This is a genomic window from Streptomyces sp. NPDC002868, from assembly GCF_055563295.1.
Genome location: NZ_JBVHDR010000005.1, coordinates 199,303 through 218,134 on the forward strand (window position 1 = coordinate 199,303; position 18,832 = coordinate 218,134).

Sequence of the window (18,832 nt, forward strand, 5' to 3'; positions counted from 1 at the left end):
CGAGCGCTGAGCTGGCCCGATCACGATCAGTGGGCGGGGCTCACTGCCTCCACCAGGCCGCCTTCCAGGTAACTGAGCGCCTGCTCGGGGAGGGTGGACTCGCGGCCGCTGAGCAGCACCGTGAGCCGGTTGCTCGGAGCGGCGTCGGGGGCCGGCTGCTCGCCGATACGGCGAAGTGCCTGCGCGGCGACCGCCCCGGCCGAGCCGTGCAGGGCCACGGGGTGTCCGACAGCGGCACGGATCCGGTCGGCGACCAGCTCGTAATGGGTGCAGCCCAGGACGACGCCCCTTACGTCACTGGGCGTGAGGGCGGCCGCGGCTGCCACAGCCGCGTCGATGGCGCTCTCGTCGGCCCACTGCACGGCGTCCGCGAGCCCAGGGCAGGGCACCTCGGTGACGGCGACCGAGTCGGCGAAATCCCGGATGAGACCACGCTGGTACGGGCTGCCCGTGGTGGCTGGCGTGGCCCATATCGCGACGGGGCCGCCGCCGGCCGAGGCCGGCTTGATCGCGGGGACGGTGCCGATGACCGGGATCCCGGGCTCCAGCTCGGCGCGCAGGGTGGGCAGGGCGTGCACCGATGCGGTGTTGCAGGCGACGATCAGCGCGTCGGGGCGGTGCAGGGCGGCCGCGCGGGCCGCGGCGAGTGCACGCCGGGCGACATCATCGGGCGTACGCGGGCCCCAAGGCATGCCGTCGGGGTCGGAGGAGAGGACGAGATCCGCGTCCGGCCGCAGCCTGCGTACCGCGGCGGCCGCCGCAAGCAGGCCGATTCCGGAGTCCATGAGCGCGATCTTCACCCGGTCACCATAGTCGACTGCCCTTGCGGTACCGGCGCAGTGGGGCAGACTGCGGCAAATGAGCGCCGTTGCCTGGATCGCCGTGGGATCACTGGCCGCATGGGGGTGGCTGCTGCTCGGGCAGGGCTTCTTCTGGCTTACGGACCAGCGACTGCCCCCGCGCGAGGCCCCCGACCACTGGCCGGATGTCGCCGTTGTCGCGCCCGCGAGAGACGAGGCCGAGGTGCTGCCGCTCAGCCTGCCTTCCCTGCTGGCGCAGGTCTATCCGGGCCGTGCGGAGATCGTGCTGGTCGACGACGGCAGTACGGACGGCACGGGGGAACTGGCCCGCTCCCTCTCCGAGCGCCATGGCGGGCTGCCGCTGTGTGTGGTCTCCCCCGGCGAGCCGGGGCCCGGCTGGACGGGGAAGCTCTGGGCGCTCCGGCACGGCATCGCCCTGGCCCGGGCCGACGGTCCCGAGTATCTGCTCCTCACCGATGCCGATATCGCGCATGAGCCGGACAGTCTGCGCGAGTTGGTGGCCGCGGCCCGTATGAACGGGCTGGACCTCGTCTCCCAGATGGCGCGGCTGCGCGTCGCGAGCGGGTGGGAGCGGCTGATCGTGCCCGCATTCGTCTACTTCTTCTCGCAGCTCTACCCCTTCCGGTGGGTCAACCGCCCGGGGTCGCGGACGGCGGCCGCGGCGGGCGGCTGCGTCCTGTTGCGCGCGGAGGCGGCCGAGCGGGCGGGCATTCCGGAGTCGATCCGGCAGGCGGTGATCGACGATGTGTCGCTGGCGCGGGCCGTGCAGCGCTCAGGCGGCCGGATCTGGCTGGGGCTGGCGGACGGGGTGGACAGCGTGCGGCCGTATCCGCGGCTGGCGGACCTGTGGCGGATGGTGTCGCGCAGCGCGTACGCCCAACTGCTGCACAGTCCACTGCTGCTGGCCGGGACCGTGGTGGGGCTCGCGCTGGTGTATCTCGCGCCGCCCGTCACACTGTGCGCCGGCGTGTGGGGGCACGATGCGGCGGCCGGCTGGGCCGGGGGGCTCGCGTGGGCGGTGATGACGGGGACGTATCTCCCGATGCTGCGCTACTACCGGCAGCCGCTGCTGCTCGCGCCCCTGCTGCCCTTCACCGCCCTGCTGTATCTGCTGATGACCGTCGATTCGGCGGTACAGCACCACCGCGGGCGCGGCGCGGCCTGGAAGGGGCGTACGTACGCCCGTCCCGAGGCCACGCCGGACCGGTGACCTGCCCAACCAGCGTTACTTCCTGCCGGGCGTCCAGTTCATGCCCCAGCCGTACGCGTAGTCGATCGTCCGCTGCGGGCTCACACCGCGCTCCGGGACCAGGAAGCGGGCTTCGCGCTGGACGACGAGATCCGAGCCGGTGTTGGTGATCAGTGCGAGCGCGCAGACGGTCGACGGTACGGTGCACTCGCCGAGCGAGAAGTCGATGGCGGCGCCGTGCTGCGGCTGGAGGGTGACCGTCGCGTCCAGATCGGCGAAGCTGCGAGCGCCTTGGTAGATGGTCACGAAGATGACGACGCGGCGGAGCCGGTCCTTGTGGTCCAGGTTGATGGTGAGGTTCTCGCCGGATGTCCCGCCGGTGCGGTCGTCGCCGTCGAGATGGATGTACGGGGGCTGCTGGAGCGAGCCGAAGGCGTTGCCGAGGGCCTGGACGACTCCCTTGCGGCCGTCGGCGAGTTCGTAGAGCGCGCACAGGTCGAGGTCGAGGTCCGCGTGCATGGCGACGGCCCGGCCGAGTTTGGCGCCCCAGCCCTGGAACTGCTTGCGCACCTGCCAGCTGAGGTTGACGCGCATCGCGCCGGAGGTGCCGCCCTGCTTGGTCAGGGATACGGACGGGGTCTCCTTCGTCAGCGTCACCTTGCTCAGACGTACGGGAGCGGAAGGAGCGGGCGCCGACGGCGGAGACAGGGGCTTCACGGGGGCGGGCGCGACGGGCGCCGCGGGCGTTGCAGGAGCCGTCGCAGCGGCAGCCGGGGCCGCCTGCTGAGGCTCGTCGACCGAGATGCCGAAGTCCGTCGCCAGGCCCTCGAGTCCGGTGCCGTAGCCCTGCCCCACCGCGCGGAACTTCCACGCGCCCTGGCGCCGGTACAGCTCGCCGAGCACAAAGGCCGTCTCGACCGTCGCGTCCTGGCTGTCGTACCGCGCGATCTCGGCGCCGGACGCCGCGTCAAGCACCTTGATGTACAGGCCGGGCACCTGCCCGAAGCTGCCGCCGTCCGCCGAAGCGGCCAGCACGATCTTCTCGATCGCGGGCTCCACGCGCGCGAGGTCGACCGACAGCAGATCCGTCACGTTGTCCGGCGCGCTCTGCTTCCCCTCGTGGCGTACGGCTCCCGAGGCGTGCGACGGCTGGTTGTAGAAGACGAAGTCCGCGTCGGAGCGGACCTTTCCCGATGCGAGGAGGAGCGCAGAGGCGTCGACATCCGGTGCACCGGGACCTGTACGCCATCCCAATTCGACGCGAACGTGCTGCGCCGGCACCGGAGTATTGGCTCCTTTTAGCATGGACATGCTCGCCCCCATCGCGAGTCGGGGTGTCCCGGAAAATTCATCTGCCGCCAACCTAATCCCCAGGGCGCCCGGGACGCCCCGGCCGACCCGTGGGTAACCCGCTCTCAGCTTGCCCTTTACACGATCTATGCGCTTCCCGGCGACCGTTTTTCCCGGGTTCGCTCGCATTGGGGATCCGCGGTCACTCGCATCTACTGAAACAACCCTCTTATCGGGCTCCCCAACCAGCACATCGTGGGCTTAACTTATGTGCCATGACCTCCCCCCGCGCCACCTACGGCGGCGGTTACTACTCCGCTCCGTCGTTCCCCGACACCCCCATCTACGACTCCCTGGTCGCGGAGCGGGGCACGCCTCAGATCGCCCCGATCCGAGTGCCTGCTGCGTACGACACCGGCAACAGCTATCTGCCGGCGCTCCCCGCGGCCCTGCCCGCCCTCCCGGCGGGCCCCTCGCAGTCCTCTCCCTCCTACGGCTCGTACGGCTACCCGCAGCAGATGCAGCAGCCCGTGCCGCTGCAGCACGCGCCCGCGCCGTACATCCCTCAGCAGGCCTCCGTGCCGCGCGGGTACCCGGGCCATCAGCCCCAGGCCCAGCCGCAGCAGCGTCCGGTGCCCACCGGTTACGAGGCGATGCGCCCTGCGGCCGCGCGTCCTGCGCCGACGCCCGCCCCCTACGACGACCCGTACAACCGTCCGTACCAGGGCCGGGGGTACTGACCGGCCGGATGTCAGCGGGGGCTGGCACTATGGCTGTATGCCCAACCCAACCATCCGCTCCATCCATGTCCACCCAGTCAAATCGGTGGCGGGGTACGCACTCGGCGAGGCGGCTGTAGAGCCGTGGGGACTCGCCGGGGACCGTCGGTGGACGCTGATCGACCCCTCGGCCAAGGTGGTCACCCAACGCCAGCAGCCACGGCTGGCGTTGGCCCGTGCCGAGGCGATGCCGGACGGCGGGATCCGGCTGACCGCGCCCGGGCACGAGCCGCTGACCGTCGCCGTTCCCGAGCCGGTCGGGACTGTCGCGGTGCAACTTTTCGGGGACAAGGTCGAGACGGTGCCTGTCGAGGGGCCCGCGGACGACTGGTTCAGCGACTATCTGGGCGCCGAGGTGCGGCTCGTCCATCTCGACGACCCGGCCACTCGGCGCCCCATTGACTCTCAGTACGCACTCCCCGGCCAGACGGTCCATCTCGGCGACGCGTATCCGCTGCTCGTCACCACCCTCGCCTCACTCGACGCTCTCAACTCCCTCATCGCACAGGGTGATCACGCCGACGAGGGACCACTGCCCATGACCCGGTTCCGGCCGAATGTCGTCGTCGACGGCACGGCGCCCTGGGCCGAGGACGACTGGCAGCGGATCGCCCTGGGCGAGGTCACCTTCCGGGTGGCCAGGCCCTGCGGCCGCTGCGTCATCACCACCACCGACCAGCGCACTGCCGAGCGTGGCAAGGAGCCGCTGCGGACCCTCGCCCGGCACCGCCGCGTCGGGGACAAGGTGGTCTTCGGGCAGTACCTGGTGCCGGAGCGGACCGGCGTCATCCAGGCCGGCGACACCGTCAGCGTCCTCGCATAGGTCACCACGACCTGGGAACCCTCAAACCCGGGAACACCCCGCGGTGACAGACGCGTTGGACTGTTGGCGGGGTGAGTGGCGGGTGACTTTCCTCTCTCTTCGCGCCACTCGTGCTTATGCCGTGCCGTACCGGGCTATGACGGACGCGGAAGGGGGTGCAGGACAGTGCGAGCAGCCACAGGAGTCTGGCGCTGGCGCCGCAATCCCCTGCGCCGCGCGACCGATCGCTTGGAGGCATGGGTGGCGCTCGTCGCCGCCGTGCTTCTCGTCACCGCGGCCCCGGCCGTCGGCTGGATCACCGGGAGCCTGACCGACGAGTCGCTGCGCCAGTCGGTACGCATGCAGCGCGAGCAGCGTCACGCGGTCACCGCGACGGTGCTGAATCCGGCCCCGGCGCACAAGCCCGCCGCGTACGACCCCGAGTCCTCCGCGGCCCACGAGAAGCGCCGGCCGATCGTCGCGAAGTGGACGGCGGCGGATGGCAGTCGGCACACCGGTACGGTCTCCACCGTGCTGCGGACCGTGCGGCCCGGCGACACGTTCACCATCTGGACCGACCGCGCCGGCCGGATCGTCACTCGCCCGATGGACGCGGCGACTGCCGGCGTGCACGCCGTCCTGGCCGGGACAGGCGCCGCGTTCGCCGCCGCGGGACTCGTCGAATGTGCCAGACGGCTGGTCGTCTCGCGACTTGTACGGCGCAGATACGCGCGCCTTGACCGGGCATGGGCCGCGGCCGGCCCCGACTGGGGTCGTACGGGCGCGGGCAGCTGACCGGTCACGTCTCGTCAACTCCCACTCGTCGCGCGCGCTACGGTTGGGCATCCCCCTCGGGGGTCAGGGGGCGTCCCCTTCGGAGACGCGGCGGAAGCAGGATCACGAGGTGGGGGCAGAGCAGCACCATGGCACAGGGCACGGTCCAGGTGACGCACACCGGCACATCGCGGTGGCGGCGCCGCACGGGCGAGTACCCCTCACTCGCCGCAGCCCTGGAGGCCGCAGGGGACGGTGACATCCTCACCGTCGCGCCGGGGACGTACCGCGAGAATCTCGTCGTCCAGCGGGCGGTCACCCTGCGCGGCTCCGAGGGCGCGGTCGGCTCGGTGCGCATCGCGCCCGCCGACGGAGTGCCTCTCACCGTGCGCGCTTCCGCCATCGTCCAGGACCTCCATGTGGAGGGGCAGGACGCGTCAGCGCCCGCGCTGCTGGTCGAGGACGGCACTCCCGAGCTGATCGATCTGCGGATCGTCACCCGTTCCGCTGCCGGTCTCGAAGTGCGCGGCGCGGCCCGCCCCACCGTCCGCCGCTGCACCGTCGACAACCCGGCGGGCGTCGGCATCGGCGTACTGGACGGCGCCGGCGGGGTGTTCGAGGAGTGCGAGGTGGTCTCGGCCGGCCGGTCCGGCGTCTCCGTGGGTGGCGGCGCGCATCCGAGGCTGGAGCGCTGCCGGGTACATCATGCGTCGGGCGCGGGCCTGACCGTCACCGGCGAGGGCAGCGGCCTCGATGCGATCGGCTGCGAGGTGTACGAGATCAAGGGCACCGGCGTCCAGATCGCGTCCCGCGCGAGCGCCCATCTCACCGACTCCACCGTGCACCGCACTTCGGCCGACGGCATAACCCTCGACACGGACGCCGTACTCACGCTCTCCGACTGCGACATCCACGACATCCCGGAGAACGCGATCGATCTGCGCTCCCGGTCCGTGCTCACGCTCACGCGGTCGACGGTGCGCCGCTTCGGGCGCAACGGCCTGTCGGTCTGGGACCCGGGCACGCGGGTGGACGCCAACCAGTGCGAGATCCATGACAGTACGGGTGACTATCCGGCCGTCTGGGTCAGCGACGGCGCGACCGCCGTGCTCGACTCCTGCCGCGTGCACGACGTCCCGGACGCGATCTTCGTACTCGACCGCGGTTCGCGCGCCGATGTCGTCGACAGTGATCTCTCCCAGGTCCGCAACACCGCGGTGTCGGTGAGCGACGGCGCGACGGCGCAACTCGACGACTGCCGGATCAGGGAGGCGTCCACCGGCGCCTGGTTCCGCGACCACGGCAGCGGCGGCACACTCAACGGCTGCACCATCGACGCCGCACAGACCGGCGTGATCGTCACCAAGGGCGCCGATCCGGTGATCGAACGCTGTACGGTCACCTCGCCCGCCGAGGCCGGTTTCTATGTGTCGGCGGAGGGCCGCGGCACCTTCCGCGGCTGCCGGGTCACGGGCAGCGGAGGCTACGGCTTCCATGTGATGGACGGCTGCCGCACGACGCTGAGCCGCTGCCGCACCGAGCGCTGTGCGCGCGGCGGTTACGAGCTGGCGGAGGACGACGGCTCGGTCGTCGAGGACTGCACCAGCGACGAGAGCGGCGTACGGCCGGGGGCCGAGCAGACGACGGCCGTGCTGACCGCGACCCAGTCGCCGGGGCTGCTCAGCGCGATCCCCGACCAGCGCGCCCCCGAGGCCGCGCCGGCCGAGCCCGTGCGCACCTCGGGCGCGGTCCTCGGCGAACTGGACGCGCTGGTCGGCCTGGACAGCGTCAAGCGCGAGGTCCGCACGCTCACCAACATGATCGAGGTCGGCAGGCGCCGCCAGGAGGCGGGGCTGAAGGCCGCCTCCGCCCGCCGCCACCTGGTTTTCACCGGCTCCCCCGGCACCGGCAAGACGACCGTGGCACGGCTGTACGGCGAGATCCTTGCCTCGCTCGGGGTGCTGGAGCGCGGCCATCTCGTCGAGGTCTCCCGGGTGGACCTGGTCGGCGAGCACATCGGCTCCACCGCGATCCGCACCCAGGAGGCGTTCGACCGGGCGCGCGGCGGAGTGCTCTTCATCGACGAGGCGTACGCCCTGTCTCCCGAGGACTCCGGGCGGGACTTCGGCAAGGAGGCCATCGACACACTGGTGAAGCTGATGGAGGACCACCGGGACGCTGTCGTGGTGATCGTCGCCGGGTACACCGCGGAGATGGAGCGGTTCCTGTCCGTCAACCCCGGTGTGGCGTCCCGTTTTTCACGGACCATCACCTTCAGCGACTATGTGCCCGAGGAGCTGCTGCGGATCGTGGAGCAGCAGGCCGAGGAGCATGAGTACCGGCTGGGCACGGGCACCGGCGAGGCGCTGCTGAAGTACTTCACCGCACTGCCCAAGGGGCCCGCCTTCGGCAACGGCCGCACCGCCCGCCAGACCTTCGAGTCGATGGTGGAGCGGCACGCGGGCCGGGTCGCCGAGCTCGCCGAGGCGAGCACCGACGACCTGACCCTGCTCTACCCGGAGGATCTGCCCGAACTGCCCTGAGCCTGGGCCTGACCCGGGGCCTGAGTCCCCGCCTGACCCTGGGCCTGAGTCTCCGCCTGGACCTGCCGGGGCACCGCCGGGGTGAGCCGGTCGAGAAGCTCCCGGCGTTCCCTGTCGAAGGCCTTGTCGGCCTGGTACTCGGAGTGCCCGAGGATCGGTTCCGGCAGCGGATGCCGTTCCGAACGCCCGTACACCACCGGGTCTTTGAGTGCATCCCGGTCCACCGCGGGGTGTTCGCCCTCGGCAGGGACCAGCACCGGCCCGCCGATCGGGTCGGTACGCCGCCACAGATTGCGCCAGCAGTTCACCTCGCCGCGCAGCTCGCGCAGGGCGACGGGTCCGAAGTACGCGGGGAACCAGCGGCCGTAGAGCCGCTCCAGGGGTGATCCGTACGTCAGCAGCGCCACCCGGCGGCGGGTGGCGGCGGGCAGCTGCCAGACGGCCGCCGCGGCCAGCACACTGCCCTGCGAATGGCCGGAGATGACGAGCCGTCCGCCGGTGAGTCCGGTCCAGGTGCACATCCGCCAGGTGAGGTCGGGGACGGCACGCTCCGCGTAGCAGGGGGGTGCGAAGGGGTGTGCCGCGCGCGGCCAGAAGGTGCCGACGTCCCAGAGGATGCCGATGGTGCGCCGGGCCGAGGCGTCGCGGTAGGCGCGGCGGCCCCAGGTGACGAAGAGTATGAAGCCGAAGCCGATTAGCCAGGAGCCGATGGACTGTGCGGCCTCCGCTGCGGACTCGACGAAGCCGTCGCGGTGACCGAACGCCTTGCCGGGCACTTCGCCGCTCGCCCAGGCGCCGGCGACCGCGCCCGCGCCGAGGAGCAGGGTGGCGCCGGAGACGATGCCGACGAACCAGGGGGCGGCGTCGGTGAGGGCGGCCCGGGCGCGGGTGCCCGCTATCCGCCGGGTGCGGACGGCGTCCGGGCGGCCCTCGTCGTAGTCCGCCTCGACCGGGCCCGCGAGCCGGCGGGCCTTCAGCCAGGTCCGTACGGCAAGGACGACGGCCGGGACGAACAGGACGATCAGCAGCACGGGGATGACCGAGGCCTGCCAACTGAGCAGCACCGGAGGCCCCGGAATCGAGCCCTCCCCGTCCATGCCGGGCGTGCCGGGGCCGTCCAGCCAGTCGGCCACACGCTGGGCGACTCCGCCGGTCATCACCCCGCCCAGGGCGCATGCGAGCATCGCGACGGCGGGCCCGCCGAAGCCGGACATGGCGGTACGCGGGTGGCGCGCGCGGCGGTGCAGGACGCGTGCGGCCACTGCGAGGGAAACAACCAGGGCGCCCTGGGCGAGGGCGATGACGCGGAAGGTGACATCGCCGGGGAGGGTGGCGCTGGAGACCCAGCCGGGGCGGGACCAGGAGGCGTACAGCAGGGACAGCACGAGCAGTACGAGGGCGGCGCCGGGCAGATAGCGGACGGCGGCGCGATCGATGCGGGCGTCGATCCGCCGCTCGCTGCGGCCCCTGCGGATGACGACCCAGAGCACGGCGAGCAGCCCCACGACGAGAGCTGCCTCCAGCAGCAGACCGCAGATTTCCAGCGCCGTGCCGGCGGCTCGGCGGTCGTGGCGGGCGGCGGCCCCTGCGACCGCGGCGGAGACGGTCAGGAATCCGGCTGCGGTGTGCGCGGCGCGCAGCCGGGCGACGAGCCGGCGGCCGTACCAGAATCCGGGCCTGCCGAGCGCGGGCCGCACGGTCGGCTTCGTGCCGCCCTTGTCCTCGCCCTTGTCCCCGTCCTCGTCCGCGTCCTCGTCCGGGCCTTCCTCGCCCTCCCCCACGTCTTCGCCGGTCGGCGGCCGCTGGGATTCGTACGCGCTCCAGGTGCGGTTGGAGAGGTACCACAGCAGCCCCACCAGCGCGGCCGGAACCACCGCGGCGAGCGCGAGACGGCGGCCCGGTTGCGACCACCAGCCACCCTGAGCGCTCGACAGGAAGCCGAGCCAGGACCTCTCCCGGGTGCAGTCGGGAGAGCCCGCGCACTGCCACGCCACCAGGTCCAGCGCGACTTCGCAGGCGGCGGCCGTCAGCAGCACGGTGAGGCTGAGCGCGACGAGCCGCACCAGCACTCCGTATAACCGGGTCGTCCTGGCGCGGCCCTTGGCGCGGGGCCGCATCCAGTGCGCGAGGTTGACCACCATGAAGGGGAGCAGCAGCAGCCACAGGGCCCGCGCGCCGTTGCCCGAGGTGAGGTTGGACCAGCAGTACGCCTCGGGGATGGGCCGGTCCGCGTACCGCTCAGGGTGGCGCTCCGCCTCCTCGTCGTCGGTGCGCCGGAACACCGCGGCTTTCTCGTCGCCGGAGATCCGGACCGTACGTGGGTCGCCGAGCATGTCCTGCGGGGTGGCGCCGCCGACGCCGTGGACCAGCAGTTCCAGCGCGGGCCCTCCGCTCTGCGGGACCGGAGTGGCAGGGGACAATTCTGTGACTCGCTCTCTCGATGGGAGGATCGACCAGTGCGCGGCCGCGCGGCAGTTCATGACCAGAATCCCGGATCATGGCAGCTCACCGCACGGCTCTCACCGAATCTCCCCGAGACGGGCCGCGTCGCCCGTGCGAGGATGAGCCACCTTCGCCCCAGGCGGTGTACGACGAGCGGGTACGACGAGCGGTGTACGACGACATGGAAGGACCGGCCCCGGCAGTGACCGACAACCAGAACCTGCTCGCGGAGCAGCGGCGCGCCCTGATCCTCGACGAGGTGCGCAGGCGCGGCGGGGTGCGGGTCAACGAGCTCACCCGCAAGCTCAATGTCTCCGACATGACGGTGCGCCGGGATCTGGACGCCCTGGCCCGGCAGGGGGTCATCGAGAAGGTCCACGGCGGCGCGGTGCCGGTGGTTGAGGCGAGCACGCACGAGCCGGGATTCGAGGCCAAGTCGGCGCTTGAGCTGAGCGCCAAGGAGGACATCGCGCGGGCGGCCGCGCAGATGGCGGTGCCCGGGAGCGCGATCGCGCTGTCCGGCGGCACCACGACCTATGCGCTGGCGCACCATCTGCTCGAGGTGCCGGATCTGACAGTGGTCACCAACTCGGTGCGGGTCGCGGATGTGTTCCACGCGGCGCAGCGGGCGGGTGCGGCGGGCGGCCAGCGTTCCGGCGCCGCGACGGTGGTCCTCACCGGCGGTGTGCGTACACCCTCCGACTCGCTGGTCGGGCCGGTCGCCGACCAGGCGATCCGCTCGCTCCACTTCGATGTGCTGTTCCTCGGGGTGCACGGCATCTCGGTGGAGGCCGGACTCTCCACGCCGAATCTGGCGGAGGCCGAGACGAACCGCCGCTTCGTCCAGGCCGCGCGCCGGGTCGTGGTGGTCGCCGACCACACCAAGTGGGGGACGGTGGGCCTGAGTTCGTTCGCCCGGCTCGCGGAGGTGGACACGCTGGTGACCGATGCGGGTCTTTCGGCCGCGGCGCGCGAGGAGATCGCGGAGCATCTGCCCGGCCTGGTGGTGGCGGGCGGTCGCGAGGTCGCCGACGGGCAGGACGGCTGACGCCGGGTGACCACCTTCCGGATCGCACGGGCCGTTACTCTGCCCGCCGATGAGGCCTGGCTGCGGGTCACCGACTGGCGGGCGCACGCCGCTCAGGTGCCGTTGACAACCGTGTCCTCGGTGACACCGTCACCCACCCGGGTCGGCACGGTGTTCGTGGCGCGCTCCGGACTTGGCCGCTCCGGCCCTGGCCGCTTCAGGCTTGACCGCTTCGGACTTGGCCGCTTCGGCTTCGACGATCCGATGGAGGTCGTCCACTGGCAGCCGCCCGAGGACGGCGCGCCGGGGCTGTGCCGGCTGGAGAAGCGCGGCCACGTGATCAAGGGCTGGGCGGAGATCGAGGTGCTCCCCCAGGGGTCCGGCGCCGTGGTGGTCTGGGTGGAGGAGCTCCGTATCCGGCCGGTTCCCCGGCTGTTCGACCCTCTGGTCGTCCGGGTGGCGCGGCTGGTGTTCGGCCGCGCGCTGGACGGACTCCTCACACGGCCGAGGCCGCCTGCTACGGACAACTGACGGTCCGCCAGCTATGGTGTGCGGGCCCCGCCCCACCCCTCTCCAGCTGGAGGTACGGTCCATGGCACGCCGACTCCGCCCCGTGGAACTCGACTTCGTCCAGTCGGCCCCGCTGCGCCTGGTCTTCTCGGCCGAGTTGTCGGCCTCGCCGCAGGCCTTGTACGAAGCGCTCGCCGAGGATGTCCCGGGCTGGGCCTCGTGGTTCACCGCTGTCAGCTCGGCCACACCCACCCACGGGGGCGCGGGCCGCGAGATCAGGCTCAAAGGCGGCGTCCTCTTCCTCGAGACGATCCTGGCCACGGACCCCGGCGAGCGGTACGCCTACCGCGTCGACGAGACCAACGCACCTGGTCTTCGTGCCCTGTTGGAGGAGTGGCGGATCACCCCCACCGCGAACGGCACCCGGGTGCAGTGGACCTTCGCGGCGGACGCCCCGGCGCCGATGCTCGCCGTCCTGAAGCTGGGCCGCCCGGGGCTGGCCACGTCCTTCCGCGGCGCGGTCCGCAATCTAGGCCGCAGGCTCGCCCGGTCCGCCGCGCAGTGACATGAACCGACGCGGTCAGCCGGGCCAGACGCCGCTGTCCAGGAACTCCTCGATCGCCACGGTGTACGGGGCGATGTCCAGGCCCTGTTCGTCCAGCCAGGCGTCGGAGTAGTACTTGTCGAGGTAGCGGTCGCCCGGGTCACAGAGCAGCGTGACCACGCTCCCCTTGCGCCCGTCGGCCAGCATCTCGCCGATGATCTTCAGCGCGCTCCACAGGCCGGTGCCGGTGGAGCCGCCCGCCTTGCGGCCGATGGCCGCGTCCAGGGCACGTACGGCGGCGACGCTCGCCGCGTCCGGCACCTTCATCATCCGGTCGATGGCCCCGGGCACGAAGCTCGGCTCCATGCGCGGCCGTCCGATGCCCTCGATGCGGGAGCCGCAGTCACTGCTGGCGTGCGGATCGTGGTTCGTCCAGCCGTCGAAGAAACAGGAGTTCTCCGGGTCGGGGACGCAGATACGGGTGTCGTGCTGCATGTAGTGGACGTAGCGGGCGATGGTCGCCGAGGTGCCGCCGGTGCCGGCCGTCGCGACGATCCACGCGGGCTCGGGATAGCGCTCCAACTTCAGCTGCTGGTAGATCGATTCGGCGATGTTGTTGTTGCCGCGCCAGTCGGTCGCCCGTTCCGCGTAGGTGAACTGGTCCATGTAGTGGCCGCCGGTCCGTTCCGCGAGCGCCGCCGACTCCTCGTACATCTTCCGCGAGTCGTCGACGAAGTGGCACTGGCCGCCGTGGAATTCGATCAGCCGGATCTTCTCGGTGCTGGTGGTGCGCGGCATCACCGCGACGAAGGGGACGCCGATCAGCTTGGCGAAGTACGCCTCGGAGACTGCGGTCGAGCCGCTGGACGCCTCAATGACGGGCTTGCCAGGCCGGATCCAGCCATTGCACAGGCCGTACAGGAACAGCGATCGCGCGAGGCGGTGCTTGAGGCTGCCTGTCGGATGGGTGGACTCGTCCTTGAGGTAGAGGTCGATGCCCCACTCCTCGGGCAGCGGGAATCGCAGCAGGTGGGTGTCGGCGGAGCGGTTGGCGTCGGCCTGGACCTTGCGCACCGCCTCCTTCAGCCAGGCCCGGTAATCCGGATTGCTTCGGTCCACATCGACGGTCGGCATCGCCTCGCCCGTCACTGGCTTCTCACTCGTGCTCATGCGCGCCGTTCCTCGTCCTGTCGACTTCGGTCCCCACATGCCACAGTAAGCCCCCCACCTGCACAAACGTTCACTTTGGGCATCCATAGGAGTCACTTGCAGGGCTGGACTTGCCCGGGTCCTTCCACACGTACTGGTGCATACGCCCGGAGTTGTGCAGACTGCCAACAGGAAACGGTGTGAAGGGGCGGAGAGTCCATGGGGATGGCAGAGCCCGAATTCAGCGCTACGGGCGTACGGATCGAACGGTGGCCGCGCTCGCTGACGAAGGCCGGACAAGTGCGGATCAAGGACGGCAGGCTGGCGCTGCTCACCAGCTACGGCCGGGTGATCGAGAGTGCTCCTGTCCGCGGGGTCAGGGCCGGCAAGCCCTGGTTCGCCGATGAGGCGAGCACGGTGGCGACGGTCAACGGCAAGAGGTACCGGCTCACGATGGGACAGCGCAGCCGCAGGCCTGAGGGCCGGGCGCTGGCCGGGCGCTTCCTGGAGGCGCTGCGCGGCGCAGGCGGCACCAGGAGCTGAGAGTAACCACCCGGGTGCTGCGAGTTGCGGGACCGTGGTCAATGGTTCACGCTGGTCTCACATCACTCAGGGTGCACCGGCGGTCACGCTGCGATCCAGCCCGCCGGACAAATCAGCAGCCAGCCAACTGCTGGATCCGATCCTTCGTCTTCTTCCGGACCTCATTCGGGGAGTCGCAGCCGTGATCAGCCAGCCAAGCAGGCACTGCACGGTGGAGCTCCAGGCCCTGCCGTCGCGGATCGGTCAGGTCCGCAGAATCATCTCGGCGCAATTGCGCTACTGGCATCTCGATCCCTTGATCGACCAGGCAGCACTCGGCGTCACCGAGTTGCTGACCAATGTCCACCAGCACGCCGAGCCGGACAAGATGTGCACCGTGGAGATCGAGCTGCTGCTCGACCGGCTCACGGTCTCGGTTCATGACCACGATCCACGTATCCCGACGGTCGAGGACTCCGACCACTTCGCCACCTCCGGCCGCGGGCTCGCGCTGATAGCGGCGGTGAGCGAGAGCTGGGGCGTACGGCCCCAGGGCGACACCGGGAAGAGCGTCTGGTTCACGCTCTCGGCGCCGTCGCCCGTGGCGCTGCCGCCGTATCCGGTGGTGTACGGGGCGACAACCGACGGCCCCTTGTGCAAACACGCCACCGTGCGGTCAACCATCGCGAGCTGAGCGGGGTCCACTGAGCGGGGTCCACTGACCGGGGCTCCGCCCCAGACCCCGGCCCTCAATCGCCGGGCGGCTGGATTTTCTGCCGCACTATTCGGTGGCGATGGCGCGCAGTACGTCCAGGCGGGCGGCGCGGCGCGCGGGCCGCCAGCCCGCAACCGCTCCGGCCAACAGACCGACCAGCGCGACCACCAGGAGCTGCACCGGCGGTACGGCGAACGCGAAGGCGGTGTCGCCGGCGCCCTCGGACGCCTTGACGAGCACCCAGCCGAGCAGTCCGCCGAGCGCCAGGCCACCTGCCGTGCCGAACGCGGCGACCAGCACCGACTCGTAGCGCACCATCGAGCGCAGCTGGCTCCTGGTCTGTCCGACGGCACGCAACAGCCCCAGTTCCCTGGTCCGTTCGTGGATCGCGAGGGTGAGGGTGTTGGCGATGCCGAGCAGCGCGATCACCACGGCGAGCGCGAGCAGGGCGTAGACCAGGGTGAGCATCATGTCGATGGCTCCGGCCGCGGTCTGCGCGTACTCGTCGCGGGTCTGCACCTCGGGATTGCCGTACGCCGCCGCGGTCTTCTCGACCGCCGCGGTGCCGTCGGCGGTGGACACCCCGTCGTTGAAGCTGACGGCGATCAGGGTGTCGGAGTCCTGTCCCCGGTGCGGGGCCCAGGCCTCTCGGGTGATGACATAGTCGCCCGCCAGCTCCGACTGCTCGAAGACCGCGCGGACCGTGAAGGTCTGCTTCTTGCCGTCGGTGAAGGCGAGTTCGGCGGTGGAGCCGGGCTTCCAGCCCCGTTTGTCCGCCTCGGTGTCCGCCACGGCCATGCCGTTCGTGCCGAGCCCGTCGAGCGAGCCCCGCACCGTGCCGAGGTCGAAGGCCCTGCCGAGCGCGACCGGGTCGGTGACGGTGAGCCGGCGTCCCGCGCCGTCGACCTCCGCGACGCCCTTGCCGAGGCCTACCGCGGTCTGCACCTCGGGCTGTGCGGCGATGGCCGGGGCGAGCTTCGGGCTGAGTCCGCTGCCGCCGGCGCCGAACGCCGGGACGCTGACCGCGACATCGCCGGCGAAGGACCGGGAGACCGTCTGGTCCATGGTCGCCTTCAGCGAGGCGCCGAAGACGGTGAACAGGGACACGACAGCGACGCCGGTCATCAGCGCGGTCGCGGTGGCGGCGGTGCGCTTGGGGCTGCGCAGGGCCTTGCGCTTGGCCAGGCTGCCGGAGACTCCGCGCAGCCGGTCGAGGGGCCTGCCCAGGACGCGCACGGCGAGCGAGGAGGCGACAGGACCGAGCACCACGAAGGCGGCCAGGGCCAGCACCGCCCCCGCGGCGGCGAGCCAGAGGGACGGGGATGCGACGACGCCGACCAGGATGATGCCGATACCGGCCAGGGCGACGCCCGTTCCGGCGTACGCACGTGTCCGCGAGGCTGCCGAGTGATCGACGGCCGTCTCGCGCAGCGCTGCCAGCGGTGCGGTGCGCCCGGCGCGTACGGCGGGCATCAGAGCGGAGCCGAGGCAGACGAGCACGCCGACGGCGAGCGGCAGCAGCATCGAGACGCCGCTGATCACCAGGCTGCCTTCCGGGAAGGGGAAACCAATGAGGGGGAAGAGCGCCTGCAGTCCGGCGGCGATGCCGATGCCGCCGAGCAGTCCCGCGGCGGACGCGACCAGTGCGACGACGGCCGCCTCGACGAGCGTCGAGCCGACGACCTGACGGCGGGAGGCGCCGAGCGCGCGCAGCAGCGCGTTCTCACGGGTGCGCTGGGCGATGACGATCGCGAAGGTGTTGTAGATGGAGAAGGTCGCGACCAGCAGCACGATGCCGGAGAAGACCAGCAGCAGGGTGGTGAACAGATTCAGGAACTGACCGGAGATCATGTCCTGGTTCTCTTCGGTGGACTCCTGTCCGGTGATCGCCTCGACTCCCTTGGGGAGTGCGAGCGTCAGCGCGTCCACGAGTTCCTGCTGGCTGATGCCGGGTCCGGCCCGCACCTGGATGGACGCCGCCTCGCCCGGCTTCGGGGTGAGGTACTTCTCGGCGTCGGCCTGGGTCATCCCGGTGTAGGTGACCTGGGCCATGCCGTCCTCGCCGCCGAAGGTGGCCAGGCCGACGACGGTGACCTGCACCGGGTCGGGGGTGCGCAGCACGGTGCGGTCGCCGATCTTCAGCCCGCCCTTGCCGGCGGCACCGCGGTTGACGACGACCTCGCCGCTTCCGGCCGGGGTACGTCCCTCGGCGAGCTGGTACGGGTTGAGCTTCGGGTCGTCGATCCAGTTGCCGGCGACGGTGGGCGGGCCCTGCCCGCCGATGGGCTTGCCGTCCGCGCCGACCAACTGTCCGGCGCCCTGGATGCTGGGCACGGCGGCCGCGACGCCGGGCGTCTTCTCGATCTTCGAGACGAGATCCGTGCGCACGGGCTGCCGGGTGCCCTGGCTCTCGCCGGAGACGGTGACGACGTTGGAGCTGCGGACGACGGCGTCGGTGCCGCCGTTGGCGCCGGCGAACAGCGTGTCGAAGCTGCCGCGCAATGTGTCGCCCATGACGAGGGTGCCCGCCAGGAAGGCGACGCCGAGCAGTACAGCGGTGAACGTCCCGGCGAAACGCCGTTTGTGGGCGCGCAGCGAGTTGAGGCTGATGAGCAGCGAGGCACGGCTGCCACTCATGTCGTCGCCCCTTTGGCCTCGAAGGCCTTCAGCCGGTCGAGGACGCGATCGGCGGTCGGCGCCTCCATCCGGTCGACGAGCCGCCCGTCGGCGAGGAAGACGACCTCGTCGGCGTGCGCGGCGGCGACCGGGTCGTGGGTGACCATGACGACGGTGCGGTCCGTCTGGCGCACTGCCCGGCCGAGCAGCCGCAGCACCTCTTCGCCCGAGCGGGAGTCGAGGTTGCCGGTGGGCTCGTCGGCGAAGACGACGTCCGGCCGGCCGGCGAAGGCGCGGGCCACGGCGACCCTCTGCTGCTGGCCGCCGGAGAGCTCGCTGGGCCGGTGGTGCAGCCGGTCGCGCAGACCGACGGTGTCGACGAGGGCGTCGAGCCACTCCTGGTCGGCCCGCTCCCCCGCCAAGTCCATGGGGAGCGTGATGTTCTCGGCGACGGTGAGGGTGGGGATGAGGTTGAACGCCTGGAAGACGAAGCCGATGCGCTCGCGCCGCAGCAGGGTGAGCCGGCGGTCGTCGAGAGCGCTGAGGTCGGTGTCGCCGACGAGGGCGGAGCCCGAGGTGAGGGTGTCGAGCCCGGCGGCGCAGTGCATCAGCGTCGATTTGCCGGAGCCCGAGGGCCCCATGATCGCTGTGAAGCGGCCGACCGGGAAGTCGACGCTCACCCCGTCCAGGGCCCTCACTTCGGTATCGCCCTTGCCGTAGATCTTCACGGCGTCGACGACCCGGGCTGCGGTGCGGGTCCGGGTGGCGGTGGCGGTCATGCCGCACCGTCCTTGCCCACACGGCCGAACTGCTCGTCCAGGACGGACAGCCGCCGCCAGTACTCGTCCTCGTCGATCTCACCGGCGGCGAAGCGGCGGCCGAGCAGCGCGATCGGCGAGTTCTCGCCGTGCACCGAGCCAGGCCTCTGCGTCGAGCGGGGTCCCTGCCAGGGGCCGCGGCGGCCGCGCCACACTCCGGTGCGGCGCAGAACGGTGACGACGCCGACGACGACGGCCGCCCAGATCAGCGGGAAGAAGAGAATCCACGGGCCTGGCCCGTCTGCGTACGCCAGGGTGTTCATCTCGGCTCAGCTCCTCGGTGGCGATGGT

General features: G+C 71.3%; 17 protein-coding genes. 10 read left to right on the forward strand and 7 right to left on the reverse strand.

Features of this window, described 5'->3' with window-relative positions:
- Window positions 1-26: 26 nt before the first annotated feature.
- Window positions 27-800: a glutamate racemase gene (locus tag ACZ3H8_RS17585; RefSeq protein WP_467402645.1), complete on the reverse strand. Its 774-nt coding sequence runs from the start codon at window positions 798-800 to the stop codon at window positions 27-29.
- Between the two features lie 58 nt (window positions 801-858).
- Between ACZ3H8_RS17585 and ACZ3H8_RS17590 the strand changes: the two genes are divergently transcribed.
- On the forward strand, window positions 859-2,031 hold the full coding sequence (locus ACZ3H8_RS17590) for a glycosyltransferase (protein WP_467402648.1): 1,173 nt from the start codon (window positions 859-861) through the stop codon (window positions 2,029-2,031).
- 15 nt (window positions 2,032-2,046) lie between these two features.
- Here the strand turns inward: ACZ3H8_RS17590 and ACZ3H8_RS17595 are convergent, their stop codons facing one another.
- Window positions 2,047-3,333: a TerD family protein gene (locus ACZ3H8_RS17595; RefSeq protein WP_467402650.1), complete on the reverse strand. Its 1,287-nt coding sequence runs from the start codon at window positions 3,331-3,333 to the stop codon at window positions 2,047-2,049.
- A 242-nt stretch (window positions 3,334-3,575) separates the two neighbouring features.
- Here ACZ3H8_RS17595 and ACZ3H8_RS17600 point away from each other — a divergent pair, with 242 nt between their 5' ends.
- The 4 genes from ACZ3H8_RS17600 to ACZ3H8_RS17615 all read left to right on the forward strand — a co-directional run bounded on the left by ACZ3H8_RS17600 (window position 3,576) and on the right by ACZ3H8_RS17615 (window position 8,198).
- The gene (locus ACZ3H8_RS17600; protein ID WP_467402651.1) at window positions 3,576-4,040 is read left to right on the forward strand and encodes a DUF6643 family protein; all 465 of its coding nucleotides are present in this window, start codon (window positions 3,576-3,578) and stop codon (window positions 4,038-4,040) included.
- A gap of 37 nt (window positions 4,041-4,077) precedes the next feature.
- Entirely contained in the window at window positions 4,078-4,902 is an 825-nt protein-coding gene (locus ACZ3H8_RS17605) for an MOSC domain-containing protein (RefSeq protein WP_467402654.1), read from the forward strand.
- Window positions 4,903-5,067: 165 nt separating this feature from the next.
- Complete coding sequence (locus ACZ3H8_RS17610) at window positions 5,068-5,676, forward strand: Rv1733c family protein (protein ID WP_467402656.1); 609 nt, start codon at window positions 5,068-5,070, stop codon at window positions 5,674-5,676.
- A gap of 128 nt (window positions 5,677-5,804) precedes the next feature.
- Complete coding sequence (locus ACZ3H8_RS17615; RefSeq protein ID WP_467402658.1) at window positions 5,805-8,198, forward strand: right-handed parallel beta-helix repeat-containing protein; 2,394 nt, start codon at window positions 5,805-5,807, stop codon at window positions 8,196-8,198.
- Here ACZ3H8_RS17615 and ACZ3H8_RS17620 read toward each other — a convergent pair.
- Complete coding sequence (locus ACZ3H8_RS17620; RefSeq protein ID WP_467402660.1) at window positions 8,168-10,618, reverse strand: hypothetical protein; 2,451 nt, start codon at window positions 10,616-10,618, stop codon at window positions 8,168-8,170. The genes ACZ3H8_RS17615 and ACZ3H8_RS17620 overlap by 31 nt on opposite strands.
- A gap of 224 nt (window positions 10,619-10,842) precedes the next feature.
- On the opposite strand from ACZ3H8_RS17620, the gene ACZ3H8_RS17625 reads away from it, so the two are divergent.
- From ACZ3H8_RS17625 to ACZ3H8_RS17635, 3 genes are all read left to right on the forward strand, one after another.
- Window positions 10,843-11,688, forward strand: coding sequence for a DeoR/GlpR family DNA-binding transcription regulator (locus ACZ3H8_RS17625; RefSeq protein ID WP_467402662.1), 846 nt, complete (start codon window positions 10,843-10,845; stop codon window positions 11,686-11,688).
- A gap of 6 nt (window positions 11,689-11,694) precedes the next feature.
- On the forward strand, window positions 11,695-12,198 hold the full coding sequence (locus ACZ3H8_RS17630; RefSeq protein WP_467402663.1) for an SRPBCC family protein: 504 nt from the start codon (window positions 11,695-11,697) through the stop codon (window positions 12,196-12,198).
- Between the two features lie 61 nt (window positions 12,199-12,259).
- Entirely contained in the window at window positions 12,260-12,742 is a 483-nt protein-coding gene (locus tag ACZ3H8_RS17635; protein ID WP_467402666.1) for an SRPBCC family protein, read from the forward strand.
- A 15-nt stretch (window positions 12,743-12,757) separates the two neighbouring features.
- Here ACZ3H8_RS17635 and ACZ3H8_RS17640 read toward each other — a convergent pair whose 3' ends face one another.
- Complete coding sequence (locus ACZ3H8_RS17640; RefSeq protein WP_467402668.1) at window positions 12,758-13,891, reverse strand: PLP-dependent cysteine synthase family protein; 1,134 nt, start codon at window positions 13,889-13,891, stop codon at window positions 12,758-12,760.
- A gap of 198 nt (window positions 13,892-14,089) precedes the next feature.
- Between ACZ3H8_RS17640 and ACZ3H8_RS17645 the strand changes: the two genes are divergently transcribed.
- Together ACZ3H8_RS17645 and ACZ3H8_RS17650 are read left to right on the forward strand one after the other, a co-directional pair.
- Complete coding sequence (locus tag ACZ3H8_RS17645; RefSeq protein ID WP_398985838.1) at window positions 14,090-14,413, forward strand: hypothetical protein; 324 nt, start codon at window positions 14,090-14,092, stop codon at window positions 14,411-14,413.
- A 181-nt stretch (window positions 14,414-14,594) separates the two neighbouring features.
- Window positions 14,595-15,086, forward strand: a complete 492-nt coding sequence (locus ACZ3H8_RS17650) for an ATP-binding protein (protein WP_467402671.1) — start codon at window positions 14,595-14,597, stop codon at window positions 15,084-15,086.
- A gap of 87 nt (window positions 15,087-15,173) precedes the next feature.
- Here the strand turns inward: ACZ3H8_RS17650 and ACZ3H8_RS17655 are convergent, their stop codons facing one another.
- From ACZ3H8_RS17655 to ACZ3H8_RS17665, 3 genes are read right to left on the reverse strand one after another with little or no spacing between them, the layout of a single operon-like run.
- A complete protein-coding gene (locus tag ACZ3H8_RS17655) occupies window positions 15,174-17,744 on the reverse strand; it encodes an ABC transporter permease (protein ID WP_467402673.1) in 2,571 nt (856 codons plus the stop codon).
- Window positions 17,741-18,502, reverse strand: coding sequence for an ABC transporter ATP-binding protein (locus ACZ3H8_RS17660; protein WP_467402676.1), 762 nt, complete (start codon window positions 18,500-18,502; stop codon window positions 17,741-17,743). Before ACZ3H8_RS17660 ends, ACZ3H8_RS17655 begins: the two co-directional genes overlap by 4 nt.
- Window positions 18,499-18,804, reverse strand: coding sequence for an SHOCT domain-containing protein (locus ACZ3H8_RS17665; protein WP_467402678.1), 306 nt, complete (start codon window positions 18,802-18,804; stop codon window positions 18,499-18,501). The genes ACZ3H8_RS17660 and ACZ3H8_RS17665 overlap by 4 nt, the downstream gene beginning before the upstream one ends.
- Window positions 18,805-18,832 lie beyond the last annotated feature (28 nt).

Coding starts and splice junctions, on each gene's coding strand:
- ACZ3H8_RS17590 (WP_467402648.1), top strand. CDS start 859: ATGAGCGCCGTTGCCTGGATCGCCGTGGGATCACTGGCCGCATGGGGG.
- ACZ3H8_RS17595 (WP_467402650.1), bottom strand. CDS start 3,333: ATGGGGGCGAGCATGTCCATGCTAAAAGGAGCCAATACTCCGGTGCCG.
- ACZ3H8_RS17600 (WP_467402651.1), top strand. CDS start 3,576: ATGACCTCCCCCCGCGCCACCTACGGCGGCGGTTACTACTCCGCTCCG.
- ACZ3H8_RS17605 (WP_467402654.1), top strand. CDS start 4,078: ATGCCCAACCCAACCATCCGCTCCATCCATGTCCACCCAGTCAAATCG.
- ACZ3H8_RS17615 (WP_467402658.1), top strand. CDS start 5,805: ATGGCACAGGGCACGGTCCAGGTGACGCACACCGGCACATCGCGGTGG.
- ACZ3H8_RS17635 (WP_467402666.1), top strand. CDS start 12,260: ATGGCACGCCGACTCCGCCCCGTGGAACTCGACTTCGTCCAGTCGGCC.
- ACZ3H8_RS17640 (WP_467402668.1), bottom strand. CDS start 13,891: ATGAGCACGAGTGAGAAGCCAGTGACGGGCGAGGCGATGCCGACCGTC.
- ACZ3H8_RS17645 (WP_398985838.1), top strand. CDS start 14,090: ATGGGGATGGCAGAGCCCGAATTCAGCGCTACGGGCGTACGGATCGAA.
- ACZ3H8_RS17655 (WP_467402673.1), bottom strand. CDS start 17,744: ATGAGTGGCAGCCGTGCCTCGCTGCTCATCAGCCTCAACTCGCTGCGC.
- ACZ3H8_RS17660 (WP_467402676.1), bottom strand. CDS start 18,502: ATGACCGCCACCGCCACCCGGACCCGCACCGCAGCCCGGGTCGTCGAC.
- ACZ3H8_RS17665 (WP_467402678.1), bottom strand. CDS start 18,804: ATGAACACCCTGGCGTACGCAGACGGGCCAGGCCCGTGGATTCTCTTC.